Source organism: Bradyrhizobium roseum (assembly GCF_030413175.1).
GTDB classification, from domain to species: Bacteria; Pseudomonadota; Alphaproteobacteria; order Rhizobiales; family Xanthobacteraceae; genus Bradyrhizobium; species Bradyrhizobium roseum.
The window spans coordinates 3834788-3860422 of sequence record NZ_CP129212.1 but is presented as its reverse complement, the minus strand read 5'-3'; the positions used below and the strand labels follow the sequence as shown (position 1 = coordinate 3860422).

Annotated in this window: 23 protein-coding genes and 1 tRNA gene; 13 read left to right on the top strand and 11 right to left on the bottom strand. The window is 64.2% G+C overall.

What is annotated here, in order from left to right; translation table 11 throughout:
• The first annotated feature begins 196 nt into the window (after positions 1 to 196).
• The 3 genes from QUH67_RS18510 to QUH67_RS18500 all read left to right on the top strand — a co-directional run bounded on the left by QUH67_RS18510 (position 197) and on the right by QUH67_RS18500 (position 1409).
• Complete coding sequence (locus QUH67_RS18510) at positions 197 to 442, top strand: hypothetical protein (RefSeq protein WP_300940218.1); 246 nt, start codon at positions 197 to 199, stop codon at positions 440 to 442.
• A 38-nt stretch (positions 443 to 480) separates the two neighbouring features.
• Positions 481 to 819 carry a hypothetical protein gene (locus tag QUH67_RS18505; protein ID WP_300940217.1) on the top strand — a complete coding sequence of 113 codons (339 nt, stop codon included), beginning with the start codon at positions 481 to 483 and terminating at the stop codon, positions 817 to 819.
• Between the two features lie 299 nt (positions 820 to 1118).
• A complete protein-coding gene (locus tag QUH67_RS18500; RefSeq protein ID WP_300940216.1) occupies positions 1119 to 1409 on the top strand; it encodes a hypothetical protein in 291 nt (96 codons plus the stop codon).
• A 306-nt stretch (positions 1410 to 1715) separates the two neighbouring features.
• Here the strand turns inward: QUH67_RS18500 and QUH67_RS18495 are convergent, their stop codons facing one another.
• Positions 1716 to 2132 carry a septal ring lytic transglycosylase RlpA family protein gene (locus tag QUH67_RS18495; RefSeq protein ID WP_300940215.1) on the bottom strand — a complete coding sequence of 139 codons (417 nt, stop codon included), beginning with the start codon at positions 2130 to 2132 and terminating at the stop codon, positions 1716 to 1718.
• Positions 2133 to 2594: 462 nt separating this feature from the next.
• Between QUH67_RS18495 and QUH67_RS18490 the strand changes: the two genes are divergently transcribed.
• Positions 2595 to 2891, top strand: a complete 297-nt coding sequence (locus QUH67_RS18490) for an H-NS histone family protein (RefSeq protein ID WP_300940214.1) — start codon at positions 2595 to 2597, stop codon at positions 2889 to 2891.
• A gap of 608 nt (positions 2892 to 3499) precedes the next feature.
• On the opposite strand, the gene QUH67_RS18485 is transcribed toward QUH67_RS18490, so the two are convergent.
• From QUH67_RS18485 to QUH67_RS18475, 3 genes are all read right to left on the bottom strand, one after another.
• A complete protein-coding gene (locus QUH67_RS18485; protein WP_300940213.1) occupies positions 3500 to 3874 on the bottom strand; it encodes a hypothetical protein in 375 nt (124 codons plus the stop codon).
• A 131-nt stretch (positions 3875 to 4005) separates the two neighbouring features.
• Complete coding sequence (locus QUH67_RS18480; protein WP_300940212.1) at positions 4006 to 4290, bottom strand: DUF3551 domain-containing protein; 285 nt, start codon at positions 4288 to 4290, stop codon at positions 4006 to 4008.
• Between the two features lie 57 nt (positions 4291 to 4347).
• Entirely contained in the window at positions 4348 to 4605 is a 258-nt protein-coding gene (locus QUH67_RS18475) for a hypothetical protein (RefSeq protein WP_300940211.1), read from the bottom strand.
• Between the two features lie 317 nt (positions 4606 to 4922).
• Between QUH67_RS18475 and QUH67_RS18470 the strand changes: the two genes are divergently transcribed.
• Positions 4923 to 5384, top strand: coding sequence for an H-NS histone family protein (locus QUH67_RS18470; protein WP_300940210.1), 462 nt, complete (start codon positions 4923 to 4925; stop codon positions 5382 to 5384).
• A gap of 373 nt (positions 5385 to 5757) precedes the next feature.
• On the opposite strand, the gene QUH67_RS18465 is transcribed toward QUH67_RS18470, so the two are convergent.
• Positions 5758 to 6009, bottom strand: coding sequence for a PepSY domain-containing protein (locus tag QUH67_RS18465; RefSeq protein ID WP_300940209.1), 252 nt, complete (start codon positions 6007 to 6009; stop codon positions 5758 to 5760).
• 169 nt (positions 6010 to 6178) lie between these two features.
• A tRNA-Arg gene (locus QUH67_RS18460) sits at positions 6179 to 6255 on the bottom strand.
• 325 nt (positions 6256 to 6580) lie between these two features.
• Here QUH67_RS18460 and QUH67_RS18455 point away from each other — a divergent pair.
• The 6 genes from QUH67_RS18455 to QUH67_RS18430 all read left to right on the top strand — a co-directional run bounded on the left by QUH67_RS18455 (position 6581) and on the right by QUH67_RS18430 (position 17758).
• Positions 6581 to 11794 (top strand): alpha-2-macroglobulin family protein, encoded by a 5214-nt coding sequence (locus tag QUH67_RS18455; protein WP_300940208.1) that lies wholly within the window; start codon positions 6581 to 6583, stop codon positions 11792 to 11794.
• Entirely contained in the window at positions 11791 to 13917 is a 2127-nt protein-coding gene (gene pbpC, locus QUH67_RS18450) for a penicillin-binding protein 1C (RefSeq protein WP_300940207.1), read from the top strand. Before QUH67_RS18455 ends, pbpC begins: the two co-directional genes overlap by 4 nt.
• Before the next feature lie 79 nt (positions 13918 to 13996).
• Complete coding sequence (locus tag QUH67_RS18445) at positions 13997 to 15739, top strand: ArnT family glycosyltransferase (protein WP_300940206.1); 1743 nt, start codon at positions 13997 to 13999, stop codon at positions 15737 to 15739.
• A gap of 1 nt (position 15740) precedes the next feature.
• Complete coding sequence (locus tag QUH67_RS18440) at positions 15741 to 16586, top strand: phosphatase PAP2 family protein (protein WP_300940205.1); 846 nt, start codon at positions 15741 to 15743, stop codon at positions 16584 to 16586.
• A 90-nt stretch (positions 16587 to 16676) separates the two neighbouring features.
• Positions 16677 to 17420, top strand: a complete 744-nt coding sequence (locus QUH67_RS18435; protein WP_300940204.1) for a glycosyltransferase family 2 protein — start codon at positions 16677 to 16679, stop codon at positions 17418 to 17420.
• Positions 17420 to 17758: a lipid-A-disaccharide synthase N-terminal domain-containing protein gene (locus tag QUH67_RS18430; RefSeq protein ID WP_300940203.1), complete on the top strand. Its 339-nt coding sequence runs from the start codon at positions 17420 to 17422 to the stop codon at positions 17756 to 17758. Before QUH67_RS18435 ends, QUH67_RS18430 begins: the two co-directional genes overlap by 1 nt.
• A gap of 1 nt (position 17759) precedes the next feature.
• Here the strand turns inward: QUH67_RS18430 and QUH67_RS18425 are convergent, their stop codons facing one another.
• Positions 17760 to 19448, bottom strand: coding sequence for a Na/Pi cotransporter family protein (locus QUH67_RS18425; RefSeq protein ID WP_300940202.1), 1689 nt, complete (start codon positions 19446 to 19448; stop codon positions 17760 to 17762).
• A 278-nt stretch (positions 19449 to 19726) separates the two neighbouring features.
• On the opposite strand from QUH67_RS18425, the gene QUH67_RS34865 reads away from it, so the two are divergent.
• Both QUH67_RS34865 and QUH67_RS18415 read left to right on the top strand, forming a co-directional pair.
• A complete protein-coding gene (locus QUH67_RS34865; protein ID WP_108519442.1) occupies positions 19727 to 19972 on the top strand; it encodes a PilZ domain-containing protein in 246 nt (81 codons plus the stop codon).
• A gap of 166 nt (positions 19973 to 20138) precedes the next feature.
• A complete protein-coding gene (locus QUH67_RS18415) occupies positions 20139 to 20966 on the top strand; it encodes a tetratricopeptide repeat protein (RefSeq protein WP_300940201.1) in 828 nt (275 codons plus the stop codon).
• An 18-nt stretch (positions 20967 to 20984) separates the two neighbouring features.
• Here QUH67_RS18415 and QUH67_RS18410 read toward each other — a convergent pair whose 3' ends face one another.
• The 4 genes from QUH67_RS18410 to cpaB are packed head-to-tail and all read right to left on the bottom strand — an operon-like array spanning position 20985 to position 25339.
• The gene (locus QUH67_RS18410) at positions 20985 to 22268 is read right to left on the bottom strand and encodes an AAA family ATPase (protein ID WP_300940200.1); all 1284 of its coding nucleotides are present in this window, start codon (positions 22266 to 22268) and stop codon (positions 20985 to 20987) included.
• Positions 22265 to 22999 (bottom strand): CpaD family pilus assembly protein, encoded by a 735-nt coding sequence (locus QUH67_RS18405; RefSeq protein WP_300940199.1) that lies wholly within the window; start codon positions 22997 to 22999, stop codon positions 22265 to 22267. Before QUH67_RS18405 ends, QUH67_RS18410 begins: the two co-directional genes overlap by 4 nt.
• Positions 23000 to 23039: 40 nt before the next feature.
• The gene (locus QUH67_RS18400; protein WP_300940198.1) at positions 23040 to 24488 is read right to left on the bottom strand and encodes a type II and III secretion system protein family protein; all 1449 of its coding nucleotides are present in this window, start codon (positions 24486 to 24488) and stop codon (positions 23040 to 23042) included.
• Positions 24489 to 24541: 53 nt separating this feature from the next.
• Positions 24542 to 25339, bottom strand: coding sequence for a Flp pilus assembly protein CpaB (gene cpaB, locus QUH67_RS18395; protein WP_300940197.1), 798 nt, complete (start codon positions 25337 to 25339; stop codon positions 24542 to 24544).
• Between the last annotated feature and the right edge of the window lie 296 nt (positions 25340 to 25635).

The window sequence follows — 25635 nt, the reverse complement described above, 5'->3', positions numbered from 1 at the left end:
GAGCACACAGTGTCAGGTATGAGATTCGCGCAGGCAATGGAACTGGTCGAGTTATACCCGCTTTCACCTTAAGCCGGGAGTGCGCACATCTCCGTTTAAGCCAGGCGTGCGCACATCTCCGTGTAGTGTGAACCCGTTCACCAGGATCAAAGCAGGTCGTTCCTATTGTTCCAGCGTCTCAACTGGAGCGATCGCCATGCCCCATAATTGGTGGACCCGCAAAAACATTGCGCTCATCGCCGCCGTGATCGCACTTGCCTTTACGGGTCTCATGATGATCGGCCTGTCCCATCCGGAGCCGGCCGCCAGCGCCGAGCTCGGACCTGATTGGCGCTGCAGCCGGCTGGCCTTTGTGTTCACGAGCTGCAGTCGGTTCAGGGACAGCCGGCTGCTGGCCGTTCGTGTCGCCAAAATCCCGGTGTGCGGACGGCTGCGGACGTAATAGGATCGTCCGGTAACGGGGTTCGACCGGAGTTTTTCATGCAGAAACTGTCTCGTCTCGTGGTTGCCGCATCGGCGGTTGCCCTTTTCGTTCTGCCGTCCAGCGTTGCGCTGGCGCAGGGTGCGCCCAGTGGCGGAACCGCACCGGCGCCTCCGCCGGCGGCTTCCACTCCCACACCGGAGGCCAAGCCCCTTGAAAAGACGCCTGCTGAAAACGCGGCCCCTCAACAGAAGACGGCGGTGAAGAAAAAGAAGCCGGCCAGGATGACGCGGCAGCAGGAGATCGATCGTTCCGTCGAGCGTGGCACGGTGCCGGCGCGTTATCGGAACTCAGTGCCGAAAGAGTATCAGCAGTATATTCCGTTCGACAGGCAGTAGAGCGCGGCGGCTCGCCGTCGGGGCGCGCTGCAATTGCGTGCCGGACACACACAAGCAATAAGCACCACCTTATCGCACCGTACTCGTACGGATTGGCTGGGCGCGAGCGGCGCATCTATAACGACGGCGCTTGCAGCGGGGGGCAGGGCGTTCGTTCATCATCACGACGAACGCTTGCCACTGGAGGCCACGAGGCCCGGACTCCTAGGCACTCCGGGCCTCGTCTAGCTCTTCGTCGCCTCTCAGGCCCCTCACATCGGAATTCTGCAAACGCCGCATGCGGTCATGGAGCGACCGGGGTGTCGGCGATCAACGTCGTGCGCGGCGGACCTCGTCAAGGACGCGGGCTTGCCGCTCTTTGCGTCCGAGGAACAGACGTAGACGGGCGGCCTGAAGGTCTCCAAGTCCGAGGTCAGCCGGCGATGCCGGCCGATGCGCGGACCGGGCAAAAAGAGCGCTGGATCATCGTGATTTCAGCCGACGATTTGCGCCGTGTTGGTTCCATTCTGCTGGACCGTCCGGGCTCGCCGACAAGCGCGGCTACAAAAATCAACACCATTCAAGATATTTTTAAATTTCCTTTAAGTTAAAAATGAGTTCCTGTTAGCGCCGCACCGCCGCGCGGCCCGAATAGCCGGGCGCCGCCCCTTACACCTACCCCAGGGAGACGCGCGCTCGGCTATTGTGGGCCGCCCGGGTCAGGCATTTTGACCCTTATCACCTCCCGGTTTCGACGACCGGGGGGCTCGGCGGTATTGAGGGCGGACAAGATGGTTTGTCGCCTTTCGTCGACGGAACCGGACCAGACTATCGGATTTCACCCCAAACGATGTCACCCGGCGGCAACAATGGGGGTGATTCAAGATGCATCCTGTGGGCGAGTGGAATGTAAGAAACTACTCGTAGCCGGCGCGGCGCACGGTGACGCGGCACAAGCCATCGCAGCCGATCTGGCGCGCGGCGCCGAGCGAGAAGTCGAGAACCCGGCCGCGGGCATACGGCCCGCGATCCTGCACCGGGCAACGTATCTTCTTGCCGTTTTCCAGATTGGTGACGACGAAGATGGTGCCAAACGCTTCGGTACGGTGCGCGCAGGAGACCTCGTTGGCCTTGAAACGCTTGCCGCGCGCGTCCCACTCGCCCTGCCAATAGACGGAGGCTTCCTGATCGTCCGCCGGCGGCCGGGCGATCCGCCCCATCCACTTTTCCTGAAAGGTGTCGGCGAAGGCCTGCGGCGACGTCAGCGCGAGCGCCAGCGCTGCAAACCGTAGTCTTGATGCACCGCAGTTCTTGCGGCGGCGATACTCTGCCATGACCACAACATTCTGTTGCTGGACAGGCTCGCGCCCGGCCGGAAGTTCCGCACCAAAGTTCCGACCGGACTTTGCCGTTGGCGTGGCGGAGATGTGGCAAGATTGAGTTGAGTGCGACGCCGCATGGCTCGGTTTGCGCGCAGCGGTCGAGGGCGGCGGCATCAGGAAAGCGTCAAGAACAGACTTGTCGTTTCAGATCGTTGCTTGAGTTGCGATGTGCGTTGAACCAATCTATCACTGGTTGTGCAGGTGATTCTTAAACACAGTTTCGCTGCATTATCTGATATTCAGGTCTGACGGAGCCTTGCAACTCGGAGAACCCTACTTTCGAGCGGCGGTTATTGTTGGAACATCTACCGCTGGACAAGAGATGTGTGATTGGCTTGTTCCGATACTTGCTGCCAACATCGCTTCAACCAATTCTGCTTGGGGACGATCGTGAACCGGAATGACTTCAGATCGATGTCCACCGAGGAGCTTTGGGCGCTTCACGAAGAGATTGCATCCAGGCTCGCGGACGCGCTGCTTGCTGAAAAGCGCGTGCTCGAAGATCGGCTGAGGCAACTTAAGGGTGGTGTCGAAGAGCGCGTGATTTCGCCGACGGGTCGGCGCCCGTATCCTGCTGTCGTTCCGAAGTTCCGTAATCCAGATCGGCCGTCCGAGACGTGGGCAGGACGCGGCAAGACTCCGCGCTGGCTTGCTGCAAAGTTGAAATCCGGCAAGCAGATCGATGACTTTCGCATCAGGCACGTCGCATAAGGGAGCGGACAGGCCGGCTGCAGATGCATTTCCCAATAGTCCTGATCCGCTCGCCCTGACAGCCTTCCGTCATTTCAAAACATCGGCCAGTAAGGTCGGTCGTATTTCAGATGCTGACGTCGGGCCCGTGCTTCATGTCCCGACCTGAGCGTTGGCGCGCGGGGCTGAGCGCGCCTTCGTGCGCGCTTCGAGCGCCCTGACAATTCCCATATGGGCAAACAGCATGGGAGCACGGTCTTCCGCAGCATCGATCAACATCTGAACGGCAAGCCGCCATTCCTGACAGTCGCGCTCTGTCGGAGGAAGTGTCCTGATGTAGCTGGCGGCGTCGCGCAGGGTCTGTGCGGGCGGTCCTTCCGGGAGAGGGACAGGTTGAGGGAAAGGACGATCCCAGGACATTACCGAACTCCCGTCATGGACCTCCAAACGAGCCCCACGCAAAGGGACGCGACCGAACAGTCATCAAATGCATGCAACGTCTTCCGGCGGGCCGGAAGCGCAGGGATTCGACGCATTGTCAGGATATTGGTTCCAGAGCCTGCACATCAATTGTCAAGGCAGAGGTTCACCTCGAGCGGTGACGATGGAGGAGCCGGTCTGCACGCCGATCAGTTCTGAAACGCAACGCCGACGAAATCGCCTTGTCGCCAGATCACGCGGCATTCGCGAATGGTGTGAAACTTGTCGAAACTCAATTCAAAATCCAACGGCAGCAAATTCAGGCTGTGGAGTTCAATTCCAGCCCCCATATTGGTCACGTCCTGAACGCGGCAGGTGAGGACGCCGCGCTGAGTGTCAAAGAACAGCAGCGCGTCTTTCGATATCGTCGTTCTCGTAATCGTTCGGCGTTCGAGTTCAATCGGTGTTTTCATCAATTCGTGCCATGCCGTGGCAAACAGGAGCTTATCGAAGGGCGCCCGGCTGGCCGTCAGGTTCGGCCATTTTCGTAAACAATCAATTTTAATGATCGCAGAAAGTCGCATGTCACGGGTAAGGTCTGCGGCGAGACGCTGCGATAGGGTATCATGTAGCGAAATGCATGCGTGTCCGCCGCCGAGGGTGGCGCGCAGGTGAACGGCGGGGCGCCCGGTCTTAAATCGGGCGGCCTAGGATATTAATAGGCCTGAGGCCGCTTTTGCCGTTTGTCGCGCGCAGCCTTTGGCCCGCCGTAATACGGGTTGACCACGCATTGCGCCGAGCGGCCCGAGGCCGACGCTGCGCACTGCGCCATCGTCCGGTAATGGCACTCAAAATAGAAATCCGCGATGCCCTGATACACCTGCAGGCAGACCGGATAGCTCGGATCGTAGGTCTGCGCCCGTGCAGGCGCGGGCAGGGCGATTGCCGCGGCCAGAATGATCAGCGCCGTTGCGCCGGCAGATGCGTGCGGCAGCTTCATGGTGACGTCCTTCCAACTTTTCCTGGTGCGCAATACGTTGCCCGCAGCACTCCGGTTTCAGACTTCGCGATCCTCAAATCCGTACTCTCGATAGATATCGGCGCGATCGGCGTGCGGGTTTAGCCGGCACTTTGCCTGGGCGAGATGCAGGTTCATGGTGCCTGGCTGACACTTGGCGGCCAGCAATTTCTTGATGTCGTCCATCTGTTGGCGCGATTGCTGGGTCGGTTTGAGTTGTTCGAGCGCGATCAGCGCCGTTGCCAGCGCTTCGGTGACGACCCACTCGTCGTGACCGGTAATTCCTTTTCTCGGCATGACGGTCCGCATCCTTTGTCAGGGCAACGGATCAATTTGTTGGCGGTATTATAAGCCGAAATTATGCCGAAGCCGCAAATCATGGCGTGCTGCCCCGGGCTTTCTTGGATCGTTGATCGACGTCGCGCCTGGCGCGCACAGACGCGCTGCAGTATCGGATTGATTGCGTGGACGGCAAATTAAATCGGCCATCCGAGTAGGTGCATTTGAAATTAAAAATCTGACTTAAGACAGCAAGTGTCTTGAATCGGCCTTGTTATGCTCATGTTTTATTTCGACGATGAGCCCTCGAAATCAAATCATGATTTGGGACCGTCATGAATTCAAATGACTTCAAGTCGATGTCGACCGACGAATTATGGGCACTCCATGAGGAAGTTGCCAAGCGGCTAGCTGCGGCGTTGACGGCGGAAAAGAGCCTGCTGGAAAGCCGTCTGAAGCTGCTCCAGCGCGGGATTGAAATTCGACCGGCGACTCCTGCCAACAAACCTGCGGCTGCTGCCAACAAATCGCCGGTTGCCAAATCTTCCGGCCGGAAGCGGCTGGGCGCCAGGCCCCCCGGCGCCAAATCCTCGGGTGCAAAGTCGTCGCGAGCCAAATCGTCCCGGGCCAAGGCGTTGCGCGTACGACGGCCCTATCCCGTGGTCGTACCAAAATACCGGAATCCCGAGCAGCCTTCGGAAACCTGGGCAGGCCGGGGCAAGACGCCCCGCTGGCTGGCCGCTCAATTGAAATCCGGCAGGCGGATCGACGATTTCCGGATCAGGTACGCCGCATAGACAAATCAGAAAGCCCGGCGGCTGGCTTCGGCTTTCTGAACGAGCTTGCGCAATGCCTGAACCTCGGCGAGCCGCCGGGCCAGCTTGGCGGCTGGGATAGGCGGCTTCCTCGGGGTTGACGGAGGTCGCTTGGCCTTGCTGTGCGCTACTCTTGCCGTCATGATGGCTGTCCCTGCGTATATAGCTTCCCCCGCAAGGTACCATGCCTCCGTGGCGGGCTCCGGGCTAGTGCAGGCGCGACACGGCGCGCAAAGATAGAGCCCCGTTCGGCCTCTGCAGCTGAAAGGCGCGGGCGTCGTGCCCTTCGTGCAACACACGTGGCTTCATCGCCCCGGGGATTGACGAGTTTTCCCGCCCGCCCACCTTTGGTCCGTTAGTCCAGATTTTTGCGCTTCAACCGCATCTGGGTATCGAATTTGAGGTCGTATTTCTTGCTGTCGCCACAGACGGCATCGTCGACTTCAAACTGCTGGTCGTCTTCGTCCATTTCGAATTTGCCGCCGTTACATCCCTCGGCCTGGACCGCGGCGGTGAGCTTGGCGCGCTCGTCCTCGGTAACCTGGCGGTCGGCGAGCGCGGGCAGGGCTGTAAGGGCGAGAATCGCCATCGATATCATCAGTCGCATGACACGTTTCCTCCGGGTGCGTTCAGGAAGCCCGTCGTGCTGACCGATCGGTCCTCATCGGATTACGGCAATCGCGGCCCGCACGTGCAGGTCGAATGCCTGCGATGGGCGAACGTTCCACAAAACCGGCGGCGGAGCGGATCGGCCATTGCCGCATCGGTCCAAGTGGTGGCGATCCCAGCAGGATTCGAACCTGCAACCCACGGAGTAGAAATCCGTTACTCTATCCAGTTGAGCTATGGGACCGTCGGTACGGAACCGCGCCAGTATCCGCCTGTATAGACCTTCCTTATTTAGCACTGGCAATATGAAAAATCCGCTTTTCCGCCAAGCCGGTCGAACCGATTTCTGTGACTTCGCGACCAAGGCAGGCGGCGGGCCATAGCCTATCGGTCCGCCCCTGATACAAAGCCAGCCACCGGCGCCCCGCCGGTCAGGCGGCCGGGACGGTTTGGACTGCCAGCGCCATGCATGCGACCTTTCGCAAGCCAACAATCCCTGTCATCAGTCCGTCACTATTTCGCGCACTTTCTGACGTTACGCGGCCGATGTCCGCGGCAAGGAGCCCATCATGACCGGTTTGGTTCGCGCCACAGTGATTTGCGCCACGCTGGCGCTCGGCCTGACGGCGGCGGGCGCCGCGGACAAGGCGCTCAAGCGCGACGAGTTGGCCGATTCGGCGGTGAAGCTGGAGGCCCAGATCAAGAGCGAAGCCGGGCCGGTCGCCAAATCTTCCGCGACGCTGCGCAACGACGCCGATGCGGCTTTCCGGCGTTCCGATTTCCGTGTCGGCCTGCAGATCCTCGGCCAGATTGCGGCCACCGCGCCCGAGGACAGTTCCAACTGGCTGAAACTCGCCAAAACCATCTTCCAGATCCGCTCCGCCAGTTCCAGCGAGCAGACGTTTCTGTACGAGCGCGCTTCAACCGCGGCCTATATCGCCTATCAGCGCGCAGGCAACGCGGCGGAGGAGGCCGACGCGCTGGCCGTGCTCGGCCGGGCGATGTCCGAGCGCAAGCTGTGGCGTCCGGCGCTGGACAGCTTGCGGCTGTCGCTCGACCTGCGGGAGGTCGCCGAGGTGCGCGGCCAGTATGAGAAGATGCGCGAGCAGCACGGTTTCCGCCTTCTGGACTATACCGTGGATTCCGACGGGGCTTCGCCGCGCGCCTGCTTCCAGTTCTCCGAGGACCTCGCCAAGCGGGTCGACTTCGCACCGTTCGTGGCGCAGGCCGGCACCGACAAGCCGGCGCTGACGAGCGAAGGCAAGCAGCTCTGCGTCGACGGGCTGAAGCACGGCGAGCGCTACAACATCAATTTGCGCGCCGGCCTGCCGTCGACGGTGAAGGAGTCGCTGCCGAAATCGGCCGAGTTCAACATCTATGTGCGTGACCGCAAGCCGTTCGTGCGCTTCACCGGCCGCGCCTATGTGCTGCCGCGCACCGGCCAGCGCGGCATTCCGCTGGTCAGCGTCAATACGCCGTCGGTGAACGTCAACGTGTTCCGGATCGGCGACCGCAACCTGATCAACACGGTGGTCGACAGCGATTTCCAGAAGACGCTGTCGAGCTACCAGCTCTCCAGCCTGGGCGACGAGCGCGGCGTCAAGGTCTGGACCGGCGAACTCGCCACGGCAAGCACGCTGAACCAGGACGTCGTGACGGCGTTCCCGGTCGACCAGGCGCTCGGCGACCTGCAGCCCGGCGTCTATGTGATGACGGCGTCGGCCAAGGGTCCCGGCAGCGGCGGCGACGATGACGGCACGCTGGCGACGCAATGGTTCATCGTTTCCGACATGGGACTGACGGCGTTTTCCGGCAATGACGGCATCCATGTGTTCGTCAATTCGCTGGCCTCGACGCAAGCCGTCTCAAAGGCCGAAGTGCGGCTGGTCGCGCGCAACAACGAGATCCTTGCCACGCGCAAGACCGACGACGCCGGCCACGTGCTGTTCGAGGCGGGATTGGCGCGCGGCGAGGGCGGTCTGTCGCCTGCCTTGCTGACGGTCATGAGCGACAAGGCGGACTACGCCTTCCTCAGCCTGAAGACCAACGCCTTCGACCTCACCGATCGCGGCGTTTCCGGCCGCGTCGTGCCGGCCGGCGCCGACGCCTTTGTCTATGCCGAGCGCGGCGTCTACCGTTCGAGCGAGACCGTCTACCTGACCGCGCTGCTGCGCGACGGACAGGGCAACGCGATGGCCGGCGGACCGCTCACGCTGGTGATCGAGCGGCCTGACGGCGTCGAGTTCCGCCGCGCCCAGCTTCCCGACCAGGGTGCGGGTGGCCGCTCGATGGCGGTGCCGCTCAACTCCGCTGTCCCGACCGGGACCTGGCGCGTGCGCGCCTTTACCGATCCCAAGGGTTCGTCGGTCGGCGAGACCACCTTCATGGTCGAGGACTACATCCCCGAGCGGATCGAGTTCGACATCTCGGCCAAGGAGAAGGCGATCAAGGCCGAAACGCCCGTGGAGCTGAAGGTCGCCGGCAAATTCCTCTACGGCGCGCCGGCTTCGGGCCTGCAGCTGGAAGGCGACATGCTGGTGGCGCCCGCAGCCTCCGGGCGGCCGGGCTATGCCGGCTACCAGTTCGGCGTGGCGGACGAAGAGTCCGCCTCCAACGAGCGTACCCCGATCGAGGACCTGCCGGAGGCCGACGCCAATGGCGTGGCGACCTTCCCGGTGTCGCTGGCCAAGGCGCCGACCTCGACCCGTCCGCAGGAGGCGCAGATCTTCATCCGCATGGTGGAGACCGGCGGCCGCGCCGTCGAGCGCAAGCTGGTGCTGCCGGTCGCGCCGCAGGCGGCGCTGATCGGCGTCAAGCCGCTGTTCGGCGACAAGAGCGTGGCGGAAGGCGACAAGGCCGAGTTCGACGTCATCTTCGTCGGCGCCGACGGCAAGCAATTGCCGCGCGATGGCCTGCGCTACGAACTGCTGAAGATGGAGTCACGCTACCAATGGTACCGGCAGAACTCGTCGTGGGAATATGAGCCGGTCAAGTCGACCAAGCGCGTCGCCGATGGCGACCTGACGCTGACAGCGGAAAAGGCGGCGCGGGTATCGCTTGCGCCGGAGCCCGGCCGCTATCGCCTCGACGTCAAATCGGTCGAGGCGGACGGCCCGGTCACGTCGGTGCAGTTCGATGTCGGCTGGTATTCCGACGGCAGCGCCGACACGCCGGACCTCCTGGAAACCTCGGTCGACAAGCCGGAATACGCGTCCGGCGATACGATGGTGGTGTCGGTCAATGCCCGCACCGCCGGCAAGCTCACCATCAACGTGCTCGGCGACCGTCTGCTGACGACGCAGACGCTCGACGTCAAGGAAGGCACCCAGCAGGTCAAGCTCACCGTCGGCAAGGATTGGGGCACCGGCGCCTACGTGCTGGCGACGCTGCGCCGGCCGCTCGATGCGGCGGCGCAGCGGATGCCGGGGCGGGCGATCGGGCTAAAATGGTTCGGCATCGACAAGAAGACCCGCACGCTGCAGGTCGCGTTGTCGCCGCCGCCTTTGGTTCGGCCCGGCACGGCGCTGAAGATCCCGGTCAAGCTCGGCGGGCTCAATCCCGGCGAGGACGCCAAGATTGTGGTGGCCGCGGTCGATGTCGGCATTCTCAACCTGACCAATTACAAGCCGCCGGCGCCGGACGAATACTATCTCGGCCAGCGCCGTCTCACCGCCGAAGTCCGCGATCTCTATGGGCAATTGATCGACGGCATGCAGGGCACGCGCGGCCAGATCCGGACCGGCGGCGATTCCGCCGGCGCGGACCTGCAGGGGTCGCCGCCGACGCAAAAGCCGCTGGCGCTCTATTCAGGGATCGTCACGGTCGGCGCCGATGGCTCCGCGGAAATCAGTTTCGACATTCCGGAATTCGCCGGCACGGCCCGCGTGATGGCGGTGGCGTGGAATTCGACCAAGCTCGGCCGCGCCACCATCGACGTTACCGTGCGCGATCCCGTGGTGCTGACGGCGACGCTGCCGCGTTTCCTGCTCAATGGCGACAAGGGCACGATGAGTTTCGATCTCGACAATGTCGAGGGCGCGCCCGGCGATTACAGCATCAGCGTGAAAACGTCGGGACCCGTGAAAGTGACGGGCAATCCGACGACCACCGTGAAGCTCTCTGCCAAGCAGCGAACCTCGATGGCGCTGGCGATCGATGCCGGCGGCGCGGGCACCGCCCATCTCGACGTCGATATCAAGGGTCCGAACGGGCTGACGCTGGCGCGGCACTATGCGCTCGACGTCAAGGCGGCGACGCAGGTGTTGGCGCGGCGTTCGATCCGGACCCTGGCAAAGGGCGAGAGCCTGACGTTGACGCCGGACATGTTCTCCGACCTGGTGCCCGGCACCGGCGGCGTGTCGCTGTCGGTGGGCCTGTCCACCGCGCTCGATGCCGCCACCATCCTGAAAGCGCTGGATCGCTATCCGCACGGTTGTTCCGAGCAGATCACCAGCCGCGCGATGCCGTTGCTCTATGTCAACGACCTCGCGGCCGGCGCGCATCTGGCGATGGACACCGCCGTCGACCAGCGCATCAAGGACGCGATCGAGCGGCTGCTGGCACGTCAAGGCTCGAACGGTTCGTTCGGCCTGTGGTCGGCGGGCGGCGACGATTCCTGGCTCGACGCCTATGTGACGGACTTTTTGACCCGCGCCCGCGAGAAGGGTTTTGCGGTGCCGGATGTGCTGTTCAAGAACGCGCTGGATCGCATCCGCAACTCGGTGGTCAACGCCAACGAGCCGGAAAAGGACGGCGGCCGCGATCTCGCTTACGGCCTCTACGTGCTGGCCCGCAACGGCGCCGCCCCGATCGGCGACCTGCGCTATCTTGCCGACACCAAGCTCTCCAATATCGCCACGCCGATTGCGAAATCGCAGCTTGCGGCCGCGCTGGCGCTGGTCGGCGACAAGACGCGGGCGGAGCGGGTTTATGGCGCGGCGCTGGAGGCGCTGGCGCCAAAGCCCGTGCTCGAGTTCGGCCGCACCGACTACGGTTCGGCGCTGCGCGACGCCGCGGCGCTGGTCTCGCTCGCCAGCGAAGGCAACGCGCCGCGGGCGACACTGACGCAAGCCGTCCAGCGCGTCGAAGTGGCGCGCGGGCTTTCGCCCTACACCTCGACGCAGGAGAACGCGTGGCTGGTGCTGGCGGCGCGGGCGCTGTCGAAGGAAACGCTGTCGCTCGACATCGATGGCGCCCCTGCCAAGGCTGCCGTTTACCGCAGCTACAAGGCCGAGGCGGTAGCCGGCAAGCCGGTCAAGATCACCAATACCGGCGATGCGCCGGTGCAGGCGGTGGTTTCGGTGTCGGGTTCGCCGGTAACGCCGGAGCCGGCCGCCTCCAACGGATTCAAGATCGAGCGCAGTTACTTCACGCTCGACGGCAAGCCGGCCGACGTCAGCAAGGCCAAGCAGAACGACCGCTTCGCCGTGGTGCTGAAGATCACCGAGGCCAAGCCGGAATACGGGCACATCATGGTGGCCGATTATCTGCCGGCCGGCCTTGAGATCGACAACCCGCATCTGGTGTCGTCGGGCGACAGCGGCACGCTGGACTGGATCGAGGACGGCGAGGAGCCGGAGCATACCGAGTTCCGCGACGACCGCTTCACGGCGGCCATCGACCGCGCCAGCGACGACCAGTCGGTGTTCACGGTGGCCTATATCGTGCGCGCGGTGTCGCCCGGCAAATACGTGCTGCCGCAGGCCTATGTCGAGGACATGTACAACCCCTCGCGCTACGGCCGCACCGGAACGGGTTCAGTCGAGGTGCGCGCGGCGAAATGAGGGAGAGGCTGCACAACCCGGACAAATCCGGACATGAGGATGGTGTTGGGCGAAGCCGCTTCTTACCGATCGCGGTGTCGCTCGCCTTCGTGCTCATCGTGGCGACCACCGCGTTCGCCGGCTGGGTCGCATCGCTCGGCCCGCTGCCGCTGGAGCAGGCGCGAAAAGTCTCCACCACGATCGTCGATCGCAACGGAAAACTGCTGCGCGCCTATGCGATGGCGGACGGACGCTGGCGGCTGCCGGTCGATGCCAGGACGGCGGTCGATCCGACCTATCTGAAATTGCTGCTGGCGTATGAAGACCGCCGGTTCTGGACCCATGGCGGCGTCGATCCGTTGGCGCTCGGGCGCGCGGCGCTGCAGTTCGGTACGCGCGGCCACATTGTCTCCGGCGGTTCGACCATCACCATGCAACTGGCGCGGCTGATGGAGCCGCGGCGCGAGCGATCGCTTTATGCAAAGCTGCGCCAAATGGTGCGCGCGGTTCAGCTCGAGCGGCAGCTCAGCAAGGACGAGATCCTCGATCTGTATCTGACGCTGGCGCCGTTCGGCGGCAATCTCGAAGGCATCCGCGCCGCGTCCAACGGCTATTTCGGCAAGGAGCCGAAGCGGCTGTCGCTGGCGGAGGCCGCACTTCTGGTCGCGCTGCCGCAATCGCCGGAGCGCCGTCGGCTCGACCGTCATCCGGAAGCCGCCCACGCCGCGCGCGACCGCGTGCTGGCGCGGATGGTCGAGGATGGCGTGGTGTCGAAAGAGGACGCCGCGCAAGCCAAGGCGGTCGCGGTGCCGCGGTTGCGCAAGCCGATGCCGATCCTGGCGCCGCATTCCTCCGATGCCGCGATGGCGACGGTGAAGGATACGCCGGTCATCAAGCTTTCGCTGGATTCGAGCCTGCAGAAGACGCTGGAAGGACTGGCGCGCGACCGCGCGGTGGCGCAGGGACCGAACATTTCGGTTGCGATCATCGCGGTCGATAATGAAAGCGGCGACGTGCTGGCGCGCGTCGGCTCCGCCGATTATTTCGACGAGCGCCGCGCCGGGCAGGTCGACATGACGCGCGCGGTGCGCTCGCCCGGATCGACGCTGAAGCCGTTCATCTACGGCCTCGCCTTCGAGGACGGCTTTGTGCACCCCGAAAGCCTGATCGACGACCGCCCCGTCCGTTTCGGCTCCTATGCGCCGGAAAATTTCGACATGACGTTCCAGGGCACGGTGCCGGTGCGCAAGGCGCTGCAGCTCTCACTGAACGTGCCGGCGATCGCGCTGCTCGATCGCGTCGGCTCCAGCCGGCTGTCGTCGCGCCTGAGGCAGGCCGGCGGCAACCTCGTGCTGCCGAAGGACGAAGCGCCCGGCCTTGCGATGGGCCTTGGCGGCGTCGGCATCAGCTTGCAGGACCTGGCGCAGCTCTATGCGGGGCTGGCGCGGCTCGGCGCGGCAAAGCCGTTGCGCGAGCTCATGCTGGCATCCGACGATCGCGAACCGATGCGCCTGATGGATCAGGCCGCCGCCTGGCAGGTCGGCAATGTCCTGCTCGGCACGCCGCCGCCGGAAAACGGCGTGCACAACAGGATCGCCTTCAAGACCGGCACCAGCTACGGCTATCGCGACGCGTGGTCGGTCGGGTTCGATGGCCGCATCACGATCGGCGTGTGGGTCGGACGTCCCGACGGCGCGCCGGTGCCGGGCCTGGTCGGCCGCACCGCGGCGGCGCCGATCCTGTTCGATGCGTTCGCGCGCACCGGAAAGATCCCGGCGGCGCTGCCGAAGGCGCCAAAGGGCGCGCTGATATCAGCCAATGCCAAGCTGCCATTGCCGCTCAAGCGGTTTCGGCCCGTCGGCGAATTGATCCGGGTCGGCAGCGATCAGATGCCGCGCATCCAGTTTCCGCTGAACGGCGCACGGATCGATGTCGACCGCACCCAAGACGGGCAGGCCGCCCCGATGCCGGTCAAGGTTGCCGGCGGCGTGCTGCCGCTGACCGTCATGCTGAACGGGACTGCCGTGGGCGAGATCGACAGCCGGCGCCAGCGGCTGGTCGACCCGCCCGGGCCGGGTTTCGCCCGCCTGACCGTGATCGATGCGACCGGTGCGGCCGATACCGTTGTGATCCGGGTACAGTAGGGAAAAAGCGACGGCGGACAGTCGGATAGGGCGGAATTGTGGTGTTGTTTGCAGTGCGGTTTCAGCGTATGCGAGCACGATGGTTGAAACCCTACAACCCCCACGCTTTGGAGCAGGCCAACAGCCTGTAAAACCTGCGCATTCCGGCCGCAGGCTGGCCACGGCGTTCGACTTCGCGACCGCGAACCATTTTCGCGCCATCGTGTTCCTGGCGCTCTGCGGCCTGGTCTTGTTCCTGCCCGGCTTCTTCAATATTCCGGCGATCGACCGGGATGAGGCGCGGTTCGCGCAGGCGACCAAGCAGATGGTCGAGAGCGACGATTTCGTCGACATCCGCTTCCAGGATGACGTCCGCTACAAGAAGCCGGTCGGCATCTACTGGATGCAGGCCGCCGTCGTGGAAACCGCATCGTCGCTGGGCCTGCCGCGGGCGCAACTGCGGATATGGCTCTACCGGATTCCTTCCCTGATCGGCGCCATCGGCGCGGTGCTGCTGACCTACTGGACCGCGCTTGCCTTCGTCACCCGGCGCGGGGCCGCATTGGCGGCGCTGATGATGTGCAGTTCCGTGCTCCTTGGCGCCGAAGCCCGGCTGGCCAAGACCGATGCGATGCTGCTGCTGACCGTCGTCGCCGCGATGGGGGCGATGGCGCGGGTCTATCTATCCTGGCAGCGCGGCGAGGATCCGGAGCGCCCGCCATGGACGGCGCCGGCGGTGTTCTGGACCGCGCTGGCCGGCGGAATCCTGCTCAAGGGCCCGCTGATCCTGATGTTCGTCGGCCTCACCATCGTGGCGCTCGCGATCCTCGATCGTTCGGCGGCGTGGCTGTGGCGATTGCGCCCAATCTGGGGGCTGATGTGGACGCTGGTGCTGGTGCTGCCATGGTTCGTGGCGATCTTCTGGCGCGCGGGTGAAGCGTTCTTCTCCAATTCGCTCGGCGGCGACATGCTGAGCAAGATCGGCGCGCAGGAGTCTCACGGCGCGCCGCCCGGCCTGTATCTGCTTCTGTTCTGGGTCACGTTCTGGCCGGGCGCGGCGCTGGCGGGGATGGCGGCGCCGGCGGTATGGCGCGCGCGGCGGGAGCCCGGCGCGCAATATCTGCTGGCGTGGCTGATCCCGTCCTGGATCGTGTTCGAGACGGTACTGACCAAGCTGCCGCATTACGTGCTGCCGCTCTATCCGGCGATTGCGATCCTCACCGCCGGCGCATTGGAGCGCCGCGTGTTGTCGCGCTCGTGGCTGAGACGCGGCGCGGCGTGGTGGTTCGTCGTTCCAGCCGGGGCAGCCGTAATTGCCGTCATCGGCGCGATCAAGCTGACGCATTACCCGGCGTTTCCGGCATGGCCGTTCCTGGCGGCGGCGATGATTTTTGGCCTGATCGCGTGGTGGATGTTCGAGGATAGCCGCGCCGAGCGCTCGCTGTTGAACGCGGTGGTCGCAGCGATGTTTCTGGCAGTCGCGGTCTACGGCATCGTGCTGCCGTCGCTGACGGCAGTGTTTCCGAGCGCCGAGGTCGCGCGCGCACTGCGCAATGTCGTATGCGTCGGACCGAAAGCCGCGGCCGCCGGTTTTCATGAACCGAGCCTCGTCTTCATGACCGGGACCGACACGAGGTTGACCGACGGATCAGGTGCGGCCGATTTCCTCGGGCAGGGCAGTTGCCGTTTCGCTTTGGTGGAATCGCGCACCGAACGCGCCTTCGTCCAGCGTGCCGAAGCGATCGGGCTGCGCTATAACGTGGCCAAGCGGATCGAGGGCTACAATATCTCGCAAGGCAAGGCGATTTCGATCGCCATCTTCCGCTCGGAAGGCACGGAATAAGATGGCCGCGAGCCCGTCTGTCGTCGATTCCAAGAATTATGCCTCGCGCTTCGCGATTCTGGCGTGGCTGTCGCTGGCGCAACTCGTGCGTTCGCCGTCGCATTCGCGACGCGCCGAAGCGGCGCGGCGCGCGGCGCGGCAGGCATTGTGGCTGTCAGCCGCTCTCGGTGCCGCCATCATCGTGCTGATGTTTGCGATCGACGCCTGGGAGATCGCCCAGATGCCCAAGCGCGGCACGCCCTCGCTGTGGTGGCTGCGGATCGTCACCGATTTCGGCAAGGACGAATACGTGCTGGCGGCGCTGGCTGTGATGCTGATCGCCATTGCGATCGTATCGCCGGCGTTGCGTGGTATCCGGCGCTCGCTGCTGCTGGGGCTCGGCACGCGGCTGCAGTTCATCTTCTGTGCGGTCGCCCTGTCCAATCTGGTCACCGAGGTGCTGAAATACTGCGTTGGCCGCGGCCGGCCATTCGTCGGCGGCGAGGCCAATGCCTTCCACTTCTCGCACTTTGCGGGCAATCCGGCCTATTACAGCTTTCCGTCCGGCCATGCCACGACCGCTTTTGCGCTCGCGATGGCGGTATCCGCGGTGTGGCCGCAGGCGCGCGTCGCGATGGCGATTTATGCCCTGATCATTGCAGCGAGCCGGCTGGTGCTGCTGGCCCATCATCCGAGCGACGTCGTGGCGGGCGCAATGGTCGGGATCGTCGGCACGGTGTTCGTGCGCTATTGGTTTGCAGCACGCCGGCTCGGATTTGCGATCCTGCACGACGGCAGCATTGTGTCCCTTGTCGGGCCTTCGTCGGGGCGCCTCAAAAGGGTTGCCCGAGGCGCTTTCGCCCCATAAAAGCGGACGCCGCCAGCCGGCCGGCCAGATCCTGTTACCCATGTTTGCCCGGTTACCGGGTTCCCCCAAACCAACCAGACGAGTGCCGATTTGAGACCTTCCGACACAGATGCGGTCGCCGTTTCCATCGTTGTGCCGGTGCGCAACGAAGCGGAAAACGTCGCGCCGCTGGTCGCGGAAATCATCGGCGCACTCGACGGCCGGTGGGCCTATGAGATCATCTACGTCAATGACGGCTCGACGGATGCGACCGCCGAGCGGCTGGCCGATCTGATGAAGCAGCACCGTCAGCTTCGGCAACTGAAGCACGCCGTTTCATCGGGTCAATCGGCCGCCGTGCGCAGCGGCGTGCGCGCCGCACGCGGCGCGATCGTGGCGACACTCGACGGCGACGGCCAGAACAATCCGGTGTTCCTGCCGGATCTGATCGCGGCGGTCGAAAAGGGCGGTGGGCGCATCGGTCTTGCGGCCGGCCAGCGCGTCGGACGCAAGGATACCGGTTTCAAGAAACTGCAGTCGCGCGTCGCCAACGGCGTGCGCAACGCGATTCTGAGCGACGGCACCCGTGATACCGGCTGCGGGCTGAAGGCGTTCCCGCGCGATGTGTTCCTGTCGATGCCTTATTTCGACGGGCTGCATCGCTTCCTGCCGGCACTGGTTCGCCGCGAAGGTTTCGATATCGCCTATGTCGACGTGATGGACCGCCCGCGCCGTTCCGGCGTGTCCAATTACGGCTTCTTTGACCGGCTATGGATCGGGATCATGGATCTCGCCGGCGTGTGGTGGCTGATCCGCCGCAAGAAGCCGACGCCGGCTGTGACCGAGGTTCTCTGATGCTGATCCAATACGGGCAGGCGCTCGGCGATTATCTGTACGACGTCTTCGTCGCCAAATTCGATTTCTGGCTGGCGTTCGGCCTGATCGCGCAGTTGTTGTTCACCGCGCGCTTCCTGGTGCAGTGGATATCGAGCGAACGCGCCGGACGCAGCGTGATCCCGATCGCGTTCTGGTTCTTCTCGATGGGCGGCGGGCTGATGACGCTGGTCTACGGCATCGCCAAGCGCGAACCCGTGATCATCCTCGGCCAGTCGCTGGCCACGATCATCTATATCCGGAACATCATGCTGATCATCAGGCATCGCGGCAAGGCGTCGAAGACGCTGAATCGCTGAGTTAGCTGCGGCCGGGGACCGGCGCCGGCAACGCCGTCAGGTCGGCTTGGGTCGATCGATAGGCCGCCAGTTGGCCCGCGGCATCCAGCACCGGATAGGCGACCGAGCAGATGTGCGAGTGGATGCGCCGGAGGTCGCGCAGCACGTCGAGATGCAGCGAGGTGGTCTCGATGGTTTCGGGGCGGCCTTCGCGCAGGCGGTCGAGATGGCGTTCGGTCGCGGCCAGCTCGGCATTGCGCAGCGCGGATTTTTCGGCCAGCAGCTTTCGCGCCTCGTTGACGTCGCCGGACATGAAGACGCCGAATGCGATCCGCAGCGAATCCATGGTGCGCTTGTGGAAGGCGGACAGCTCCTCGGCGCCCTCGGGCGAGAACTGGAAGCGGCGCTTGATCTTCTTGGTGGCGAGTTCGCTCAGATTCTTGTCGATGATGTCGCCGATGTGCTCGAGGTTGATGGCGAAGGAGACGATCTCCATCGCGCGCTGGCCCTCGCGCTCGTCGAGGCTGCCGCGGGTGAGTTTCGTGACATAGAGCTTGATCGCCTCGTCGAGGCTGTCGACCGAATTGTCCATCTGCGAGACCTGGTCGACCAGCGCGCGGTCGTTGGTCATCATCGCCGCCATCACCTTGCGCAGCATGATCTCGACGTGGTCGCCCATGTGCAGGGTCTCGCGGGCGGCATCGGCCAGCGCCAGCGAAGGCGTTTCCAGCGCGCTGTCGTCAAGATAACGGGGCCCCGACGCATCCGCGTCCTTGACACGTTCTGGCAGCAGCCGCTTGAGCAGCCGCGCCATGCCGTCGAGCAGGCCGATGAAGAGCGCCGCGGTCACCACGTTGAAGGCGATGTGGAACAGCGCCGTCGCCTTGGCGACATCCGGCTGCCACGCGATCAGAAGATCCGCGATCGGTTGCAGGAACGGCAGCACCAGCAGGATTCCGGCCAGCCGGTTGACGAGGTTGCCCAATGGCAGGCGATAGCTGGCGGGATTGTCGTGCCGCGCCCCCTCGACGAGCGGATTGATGGCGCTGCCGAGATTGGCGCCGAGCACCAGCGCCAGCGCCGCATAGGGCGTGACGAAGTGAGCATAGGCCAGCGACATCACCAGCAGCACGCTGGCGACGCTGGAATGCACCAGCCAGGTCACGATCGCGGCGAACAGGATGCAGAGCACGGGATCGCCGGTGATGGCGTTCATGAATACGCGCACGCCCGGCGCGTTCTCGGCCGGCGCCAGCGTGGTGAGCAGGATATGCAGCGCCAGCAGCATCAGGCCGAGCCCGATGAAGACGCGGCCGATGTCCTTGATACGCGAGCGCGGGCCGCTGCGGAACGCGACCAGGCCGATGATGAACAGCACCGGCGCGACGGCGGCGACGTTGAAGGACAGGATCTGCACGATCAGCGTGGTGCCGACATTGGCGCCGAGCATGATGGCCAGCGCCGGGACGAGGCTGACGATGCCCTCGGAGGTAAACGAACTTGTGATCAGGGCCGTCGCGGTGCTGCTCTGCAGCAGGGCGGTCAGGCCCAGGCCGGCGCCGAAGGCGGCGAAGCGGTTGCTCAGCGCCTTCGCCAGCAGCAGGCGGAGATCGGCGCCGAACGCGCGCAGAATCCCGCTGTGGACCATGTGCAGGCCCCACAGCAGCAGCGCGACGCCGCCCATCAGGTCGAGAAGAACGAGGCTTCCCATGCGTTTTCGGTTCCGCCAAATCGAGTGGAGGGGTCAGGCTATCGCCTAACGAGGGAGGATCAACCCTGTAATTTGCCGAAAATTTTCGCGGCGAGGCGCGGCTGCGCGCAGATCTCGATCCGTCGAAACTTCAGCGTTTGGCCTGCAATGGCGGATTCGGTAAACGGAGTTCGAATACAACCGATACATTGCTAGCCGCCGCGCTAGGCGAATGCCAATAATTCCCCGTTAGGTTGATCCACAATAGGGACTAACATCAAGCAGGGTCAGGGTTTGTCATGTATGCTAACCGCCGTAGCAGCGAACGTCGGGCGTGCAGAAGCTTCGCAAAAATACAGTTCGCGACCGGCGGCTTGCCGCGCGATTGCATGATCTCCGACGTGTCGGACGGCGGCGTGAAGATCATCGCCGAATATCCGGAAATTCCTTCGGAATTCACGGTGATTTTCTCGGAAGGCCGGCCGCGCCAGTGCCGGCTGGCCTGGCGGATCGGCTGCGAGCTCGGCGCGCAATTCGTCGACTAACCCCCAGTTGTTCGGGCGGGCGAGGGCTTGGGCAGGTCGTACGCCCCCGGAGGTTGCGTGGCGGCCTGCAAAGGTCGTCTAATACCGCAGAGCAGGGCAAACTTAACCTGAACTTAGGGTTAAGCTGTGAGTGTCGCTGGACCGTTATCGCCGTGAGTCCAGCTACATGCGACAGAAGTTGCTTCATCCGTTCCGCGTTACGCGACTTCTTGCGTGCACATCGACCCTGATCGTCGCTGTGGGGCTTGCCGGCTGCCAGACCCCGGGACTGTCCGATATCACCGGCTCGATCGACGACAAGGCCGATATCGGCCGCGCCGGCGATCCGCGCCGCGACACCGAACTCTACCAGGCCAGCTATCGCGCCAATCCGAAGGATGCCGACGCCGCGCTCAAATACGGCAAAGCCTTGCGCGCCTCCGGCCAGCGCGCGCAGGCCGTTGCGGTGCTCGAACAGGCCACCATCGCCCATCCCGGTAACAGGCTGCTGCTCGCCGCCTACGGTCGTGCGCTGGCCGACAACGGTAACTTCCAGCAAGCCTTCGAGGTGCTCGGCCGAGCCCATACGCCCGACGATCCGGATTGGCGGCTGCTCTCGGCGCAGGGCGCGACGCTGGACCAGCTCGGCCGATACGAGGAAGCACGGCAATACTATTCGAGCGCGCTGAAGATCGTGCCGGACCATCCTTCGGTGCTGACCAATCTCGGACTGTCCTACGTGCTTTCGAAGGAACTGCCGAAGGCCGAGGAGATGCTACGCCGCGCCATCGCGCAGGCGCCTTCCGATCCACGCGTGCGCGCCAATCTGGCGCTGGCGATCGGCCTGCAGGGCCGTCTCGCCGAAGCAGAGAAGATCGTGCGGGCCGACCTGCCACCCGCCGAGGCCGCCGCCAACGTCACGCAGCTCAAACAGCTCCTGATGCGCAAGGACCGTGAGACCGCGCGGGCCGAAGGCGGCAAGCTGCCGATCGCGTCCGCCGGACGGCCCGACTAGTCGCCGAGGGTCTGTTGCTCAGGCCCGTCGCACTTTGTTGCCCTGCAGCTTCTTGATGATCGGCTCCAGGAACGGCATCCGTGACCGCTTGGTCACCGCATGGCCGGTCAGGCGCTGCGCCATCTGCAGGAACATCTGGGTGGTGCGATGCTTGGACGAGATCTGCGCGATCATCTGCCCGTTGTTGGCGGCCGTGCCGAACAGTTTCGAGTCGAACGGAATCGCGGCGATTGGCTGGCTTTCGATCGCCTTGGCGAATTCGCGCGCCGAAATCTCCGGACGCTTGTGCATGCCGACCTGGTTGAGGCAATAAAGCGGCGGACGGTCATTGGGGCGCGCCGCCTTCAGCACGTTCAGCATATTCTTGGCGTTGCGCATGTTGGCGAGATCCGGCTCGGCGACGATCAGGATGTCGTCCGCGCCGACCAGCGTGCGCTTGGTCCATGCCGACCATTGGTGGGGAATGTCGAGCACGATGCAGGGGGTCGTCATCCGCAGCGTATCGAAGATCGCATCGAAGGCGTCGGCACCGAAATCGTAGACCTGGTCCAGGCTGGCGGGCGACGCCAGCAGGTTGAGGCGATCGGTGCATTTCGCCAGCAAACGCTCCATGAAGGCGGAGTCCGGCCGTTCCGGCTGGAATACCGCATTGGCGATGCCCTGGACCGGGTCCTGGTTGTAGTCGAGGCCGGCGGTGCCGAAGGCAAGGTCGAGATCGATCACGACGGAATCGAGCGCGAGATCGCGCGCGATCGCCCAAGCCACGTTGTGCGCGACGGTGGAGGCGCCGACGCCGCCTTTGGCACCGACGACTGCAACGATCCGGCCGACTGCGACGGCCTCGGAGGCCGCATAGAGGCCGCATATCGTGCGAACGACGTCGATCGGTTTGACCGGACCGGTCACGTAGTCGCTGATGCCTCGGCGCACCAGTTCACGATAGGGCGTGCCGTCGTTGGCGTTGCCGATCACGACGACGCGGGTGCCGGCGTCGCAGACGGTCGCGAGTTCGTCGAGCCCTTCGAGGATGTCGCGGCTGGGCTCGGTTTCGAGCAGGATCACGTTCGGCGTCGGCGCGGTGTGATAGGCCTCGATCGCGGCGGCGATGCCGCCCATGTGCACCGAAAGGTGCGCCTTGCCGAGCCGCCGGTCCTCGCTTGCCGCGCGCACCGCGGTGGCGACCGCGACGCTGGCGCAATAGGCTTGTACCGATACGCGCGGCGCCGGCGAGATGTATTCCTCGGGCTGCGTTGGCGTGTCGTCGACTTGATCGTCTGAGTTCTGAAAGACGCGGCTGATCATTTGCCTGTATCGCTTAGTTTGGCTTTGTCGGACTCGGGATAAATGGTCGTCGTCGCAACACCCTTGCGGTATTTCTCGAAGGCGTTGTCGCGTCTTGGCGAATAGGCGGGGCTCTCCGGCCGCGGCTGTTCGAGATCGGCGGGATTGTCGATCATCGCGGCAAGGTTGCGCTGGGTGGCGCAGCCGAAATTGTGGTACTGGCCATTTTCGCTGTAGGCGGCGTTGTCGATGTTCGGTCCAAGGTCTTGCGGCCACAGGCCGCAAGGTCCGGCGACCGCCGTGATCTTCGGATAGCTGAGCCGGATCGTCGGCAGCTGACGCGGATCGTCGGGCCGGTAGTGGCGCAGCGTGATGGCGCGCGCGGGCACGCCGCCCGCCGTCAGGACGGCCTGGATTTCCCGGAACGAGGCTGCCGCCGCACGCGCGTTCGGCGTATCGATCGGGACGTCGGCGGTGATGGCGCCGGTGCCCTCACGCCGCCAGGTCTGCGCCAGTCCGATCACATCGGTCCGTTGCGGATCGGAGAGGCCACCGCGGGCATGGCCGACGAACACCACGATCGAGCGATCGGCTTCGGTCACTGCGATCGGATGACGTTGCCGGTAGTCGATGCTGGCGGTCGTGACTTCCGGGGTGTGCGGAATGCAGGCGCCGAGCGCAGCCGAAAGGCCGAGCAGAGCGCCAAACCTGCCCAACGCCCTGGCGCGATGCAGCGAAATTCTTGTTGTCATTGTTCTGTCCTCGTCCCCACTCGGTGAACAGCGCGGCATCTCAATCGATGATGAAACCGAAATTGCCCTGCATACCGCCGACAGGATCGACGCGGGCGGCGACACCGTAGATCCGGTTGATGCGGCCGAGCAGGGCGGATTGCGAATCGGATGCCGGCGCAAAGCCGTCATCGGGCCGCGATAACTCCTTCTGCGCCACCGCTCGAACGACATAGGGCGTCACGATGACCATCAGCTCGGTCTGATGGTTGATGAAGTCCTGGCTCCTGAACAGCGCGCCGAAAATCGGGATCTGGTCGGCGCCGGGCAATCCGTTGATGGCCTGCTTGGTCTGTTCCTGGATCAGGCCCGCCATCGCGACCGAACCGCCCGAGGGAATTTCCAGTGTGGTTTCGGCGCGGCGTGTCTTGACCGAGGGAATCGTCGTTCCGCCGGCGCCGCCCTGCAGCGCGTTCTCGGTCGAGACTTCCGATACTTCGGTCATCACCCGCAGGCTGATCCGCCCCTCGGTCAGCACAACCGGCGTGAAGTTGAGCGAGATGCCGAACTTCTTGAAACTGACCGTCTGGACGCATTGCCCGATCGCACCGCCTGTCGTCGTTTGGCAGGTCACGCCGGTCGGGATCGGAAACTCGCCGCCTGAAATGAAGGTCGCGGACTCGCCGGAGATCGCCGTCAGGTTCGGCTCAGCCAGCGTTTTCACCACGCCCGCGCTCTCCATCGCGCGCAGCGTGGCGGTGACCGATGGCAGGCCGGCCTTGTTCAAGGCCGTTGCGGTCAAGGCGTTGCCAGGTACGATCGGCGCATTGTTGGCGGTGAACGGATTGTTGTTGTTGAAAACGACCGTCGAGGTGCCGTAGTTCATGCTGGCACTGAGATCGATACCCATCTGCTTGACGATGTCGCGCCGCACTTCGGCGACGGTGACCTTCAGCATCACCTGGTCGCGGCCGCGCACGACGATCGAGTTGACGACCTTTTCGGCGCCGCCGACCAGCCGCGCCGCGACCTCGGCGGCCTGCTGCGCCTCGACCGGGGAAGAGACCGAGCCGGTGAGGATGACGCTGTCGCCGATGCCCTCGATCTGGATGCCGGGCAGGGACTGCTTCAGCGCGGCGCGCACGCCGTTGAGGTCGCGCTTGACCGCGATGTCGTAGGAGGCGACCTGCTGGCCGTCGGCGTCGAAAAAGACGACGTTGGTCTGGCCGACCGCGCCGCCGATGATATAGGCGCGTTGCGCGGAACGGACCACGGCATTGGCGATCTTCGGGTCTGCGACCAGCACGTCCTTGACGTCGCGCGGCAGGTCGACGACCACGGACTTGCCGATGCCAAGCGAGAGGAAGCGCATCTTGGTCGGGTTGATCGCGGATGTCGTGACGGGATCCTTGTCCTTTTCAGCTTCGGCTGCGACGACCGGCAGCAGCGGAGCCAGCACCAGCGCGGCGGCGGCCGAGAACAACAGGGCACGCGCTGCACCGGTTCGCATCGCCGACCGATTTTCCCCAAACTCCCCAAACTTCATCTCGAACTTCCTTTCGGTCACTTCTGTGCCGTCGTTTGATTGGCGATCCCGTAGCGAACCACGTTGATGCTCTCGCTTCGTCTTTTAATGGGTTCCTCGGACTGCCCGTTGGCCGCCGCGTTAATGTCGGTGATGCTGCGCAACGCGAGCGCGATCGTGCCGCTCTGGCGCGCGCGCACCAGCGTCTCGGCCTGCTCGGGATTCAGCTCGAGCGTCGTGGTGCGGCCGATGAGGGTGTTGCTGCCCTCTTTTTCTTTCGGCGCCTGATCGATCGCCAGCACGCGGACGTTGGAGAGGATGACTTCGGTCTGCACGGCATCGCCGCCGCTGCGCTCCGGATTGCTGGTGCGCTTGGAGAGGATGACGTCGACGCGGTCGTTGGGCAGGATGAAGCCGCCGGCACCGGTTTCCGGCGATATCTCGGTCGAGATCGCCCGCATCCCGGTCGGCAGGATCGCCGCCATGAAGCCGGAGCCGTTGGCCTTGACCAATCTCTGTTCGCGGATCGGCTCGCCCGCAAGGATAGGCGAGCGCGCGATCGAACCGGCGATTTCCTGGATAGCTTCCGCGCGGCTGGCGCGGCCGATCAGATTATTGCCGGTCGACGCCGGCCAGGGCTGCCATTGCAGATCATCCGGCTTGACCGACTGGCCGAGCCCGATATCGGACTTCGCGACCAGAACTTCCACCGTCGGCAACTGCGCCGCCGGTTCGGCCGCCTGGAGCGGCTTTTCATCGGTGCCACGGGCAAGGTAGGCAGCGACACCGCCGGCACTCAGGGCGATGGCCAGAACGACGAAACGTGCGATGTTCATACGCTTTTACTACTCTTACGCAGGGACGTCCCAACTTCACGGCCACCACCGCCATCCCCCCACGATGACTAGGGGTGAATGGTATAAGGGAACTTGAGAGGTGTATTTTTTGGTTGATCGAATGGGGGGATTCAACGTCATGGTGAACGGGTGGTTAGCGCCCGGACAACCTGTCGGCAAATGGCCGGTGACGACCGCACCCCTGCGTTGAAGCGTCTCCCGGCGGGGCGCGGCAGCGGGCGCCCTGGACGGGGTTGAAACTGACAGGTGAACGCCTTCAACGGCGGGACGACGGG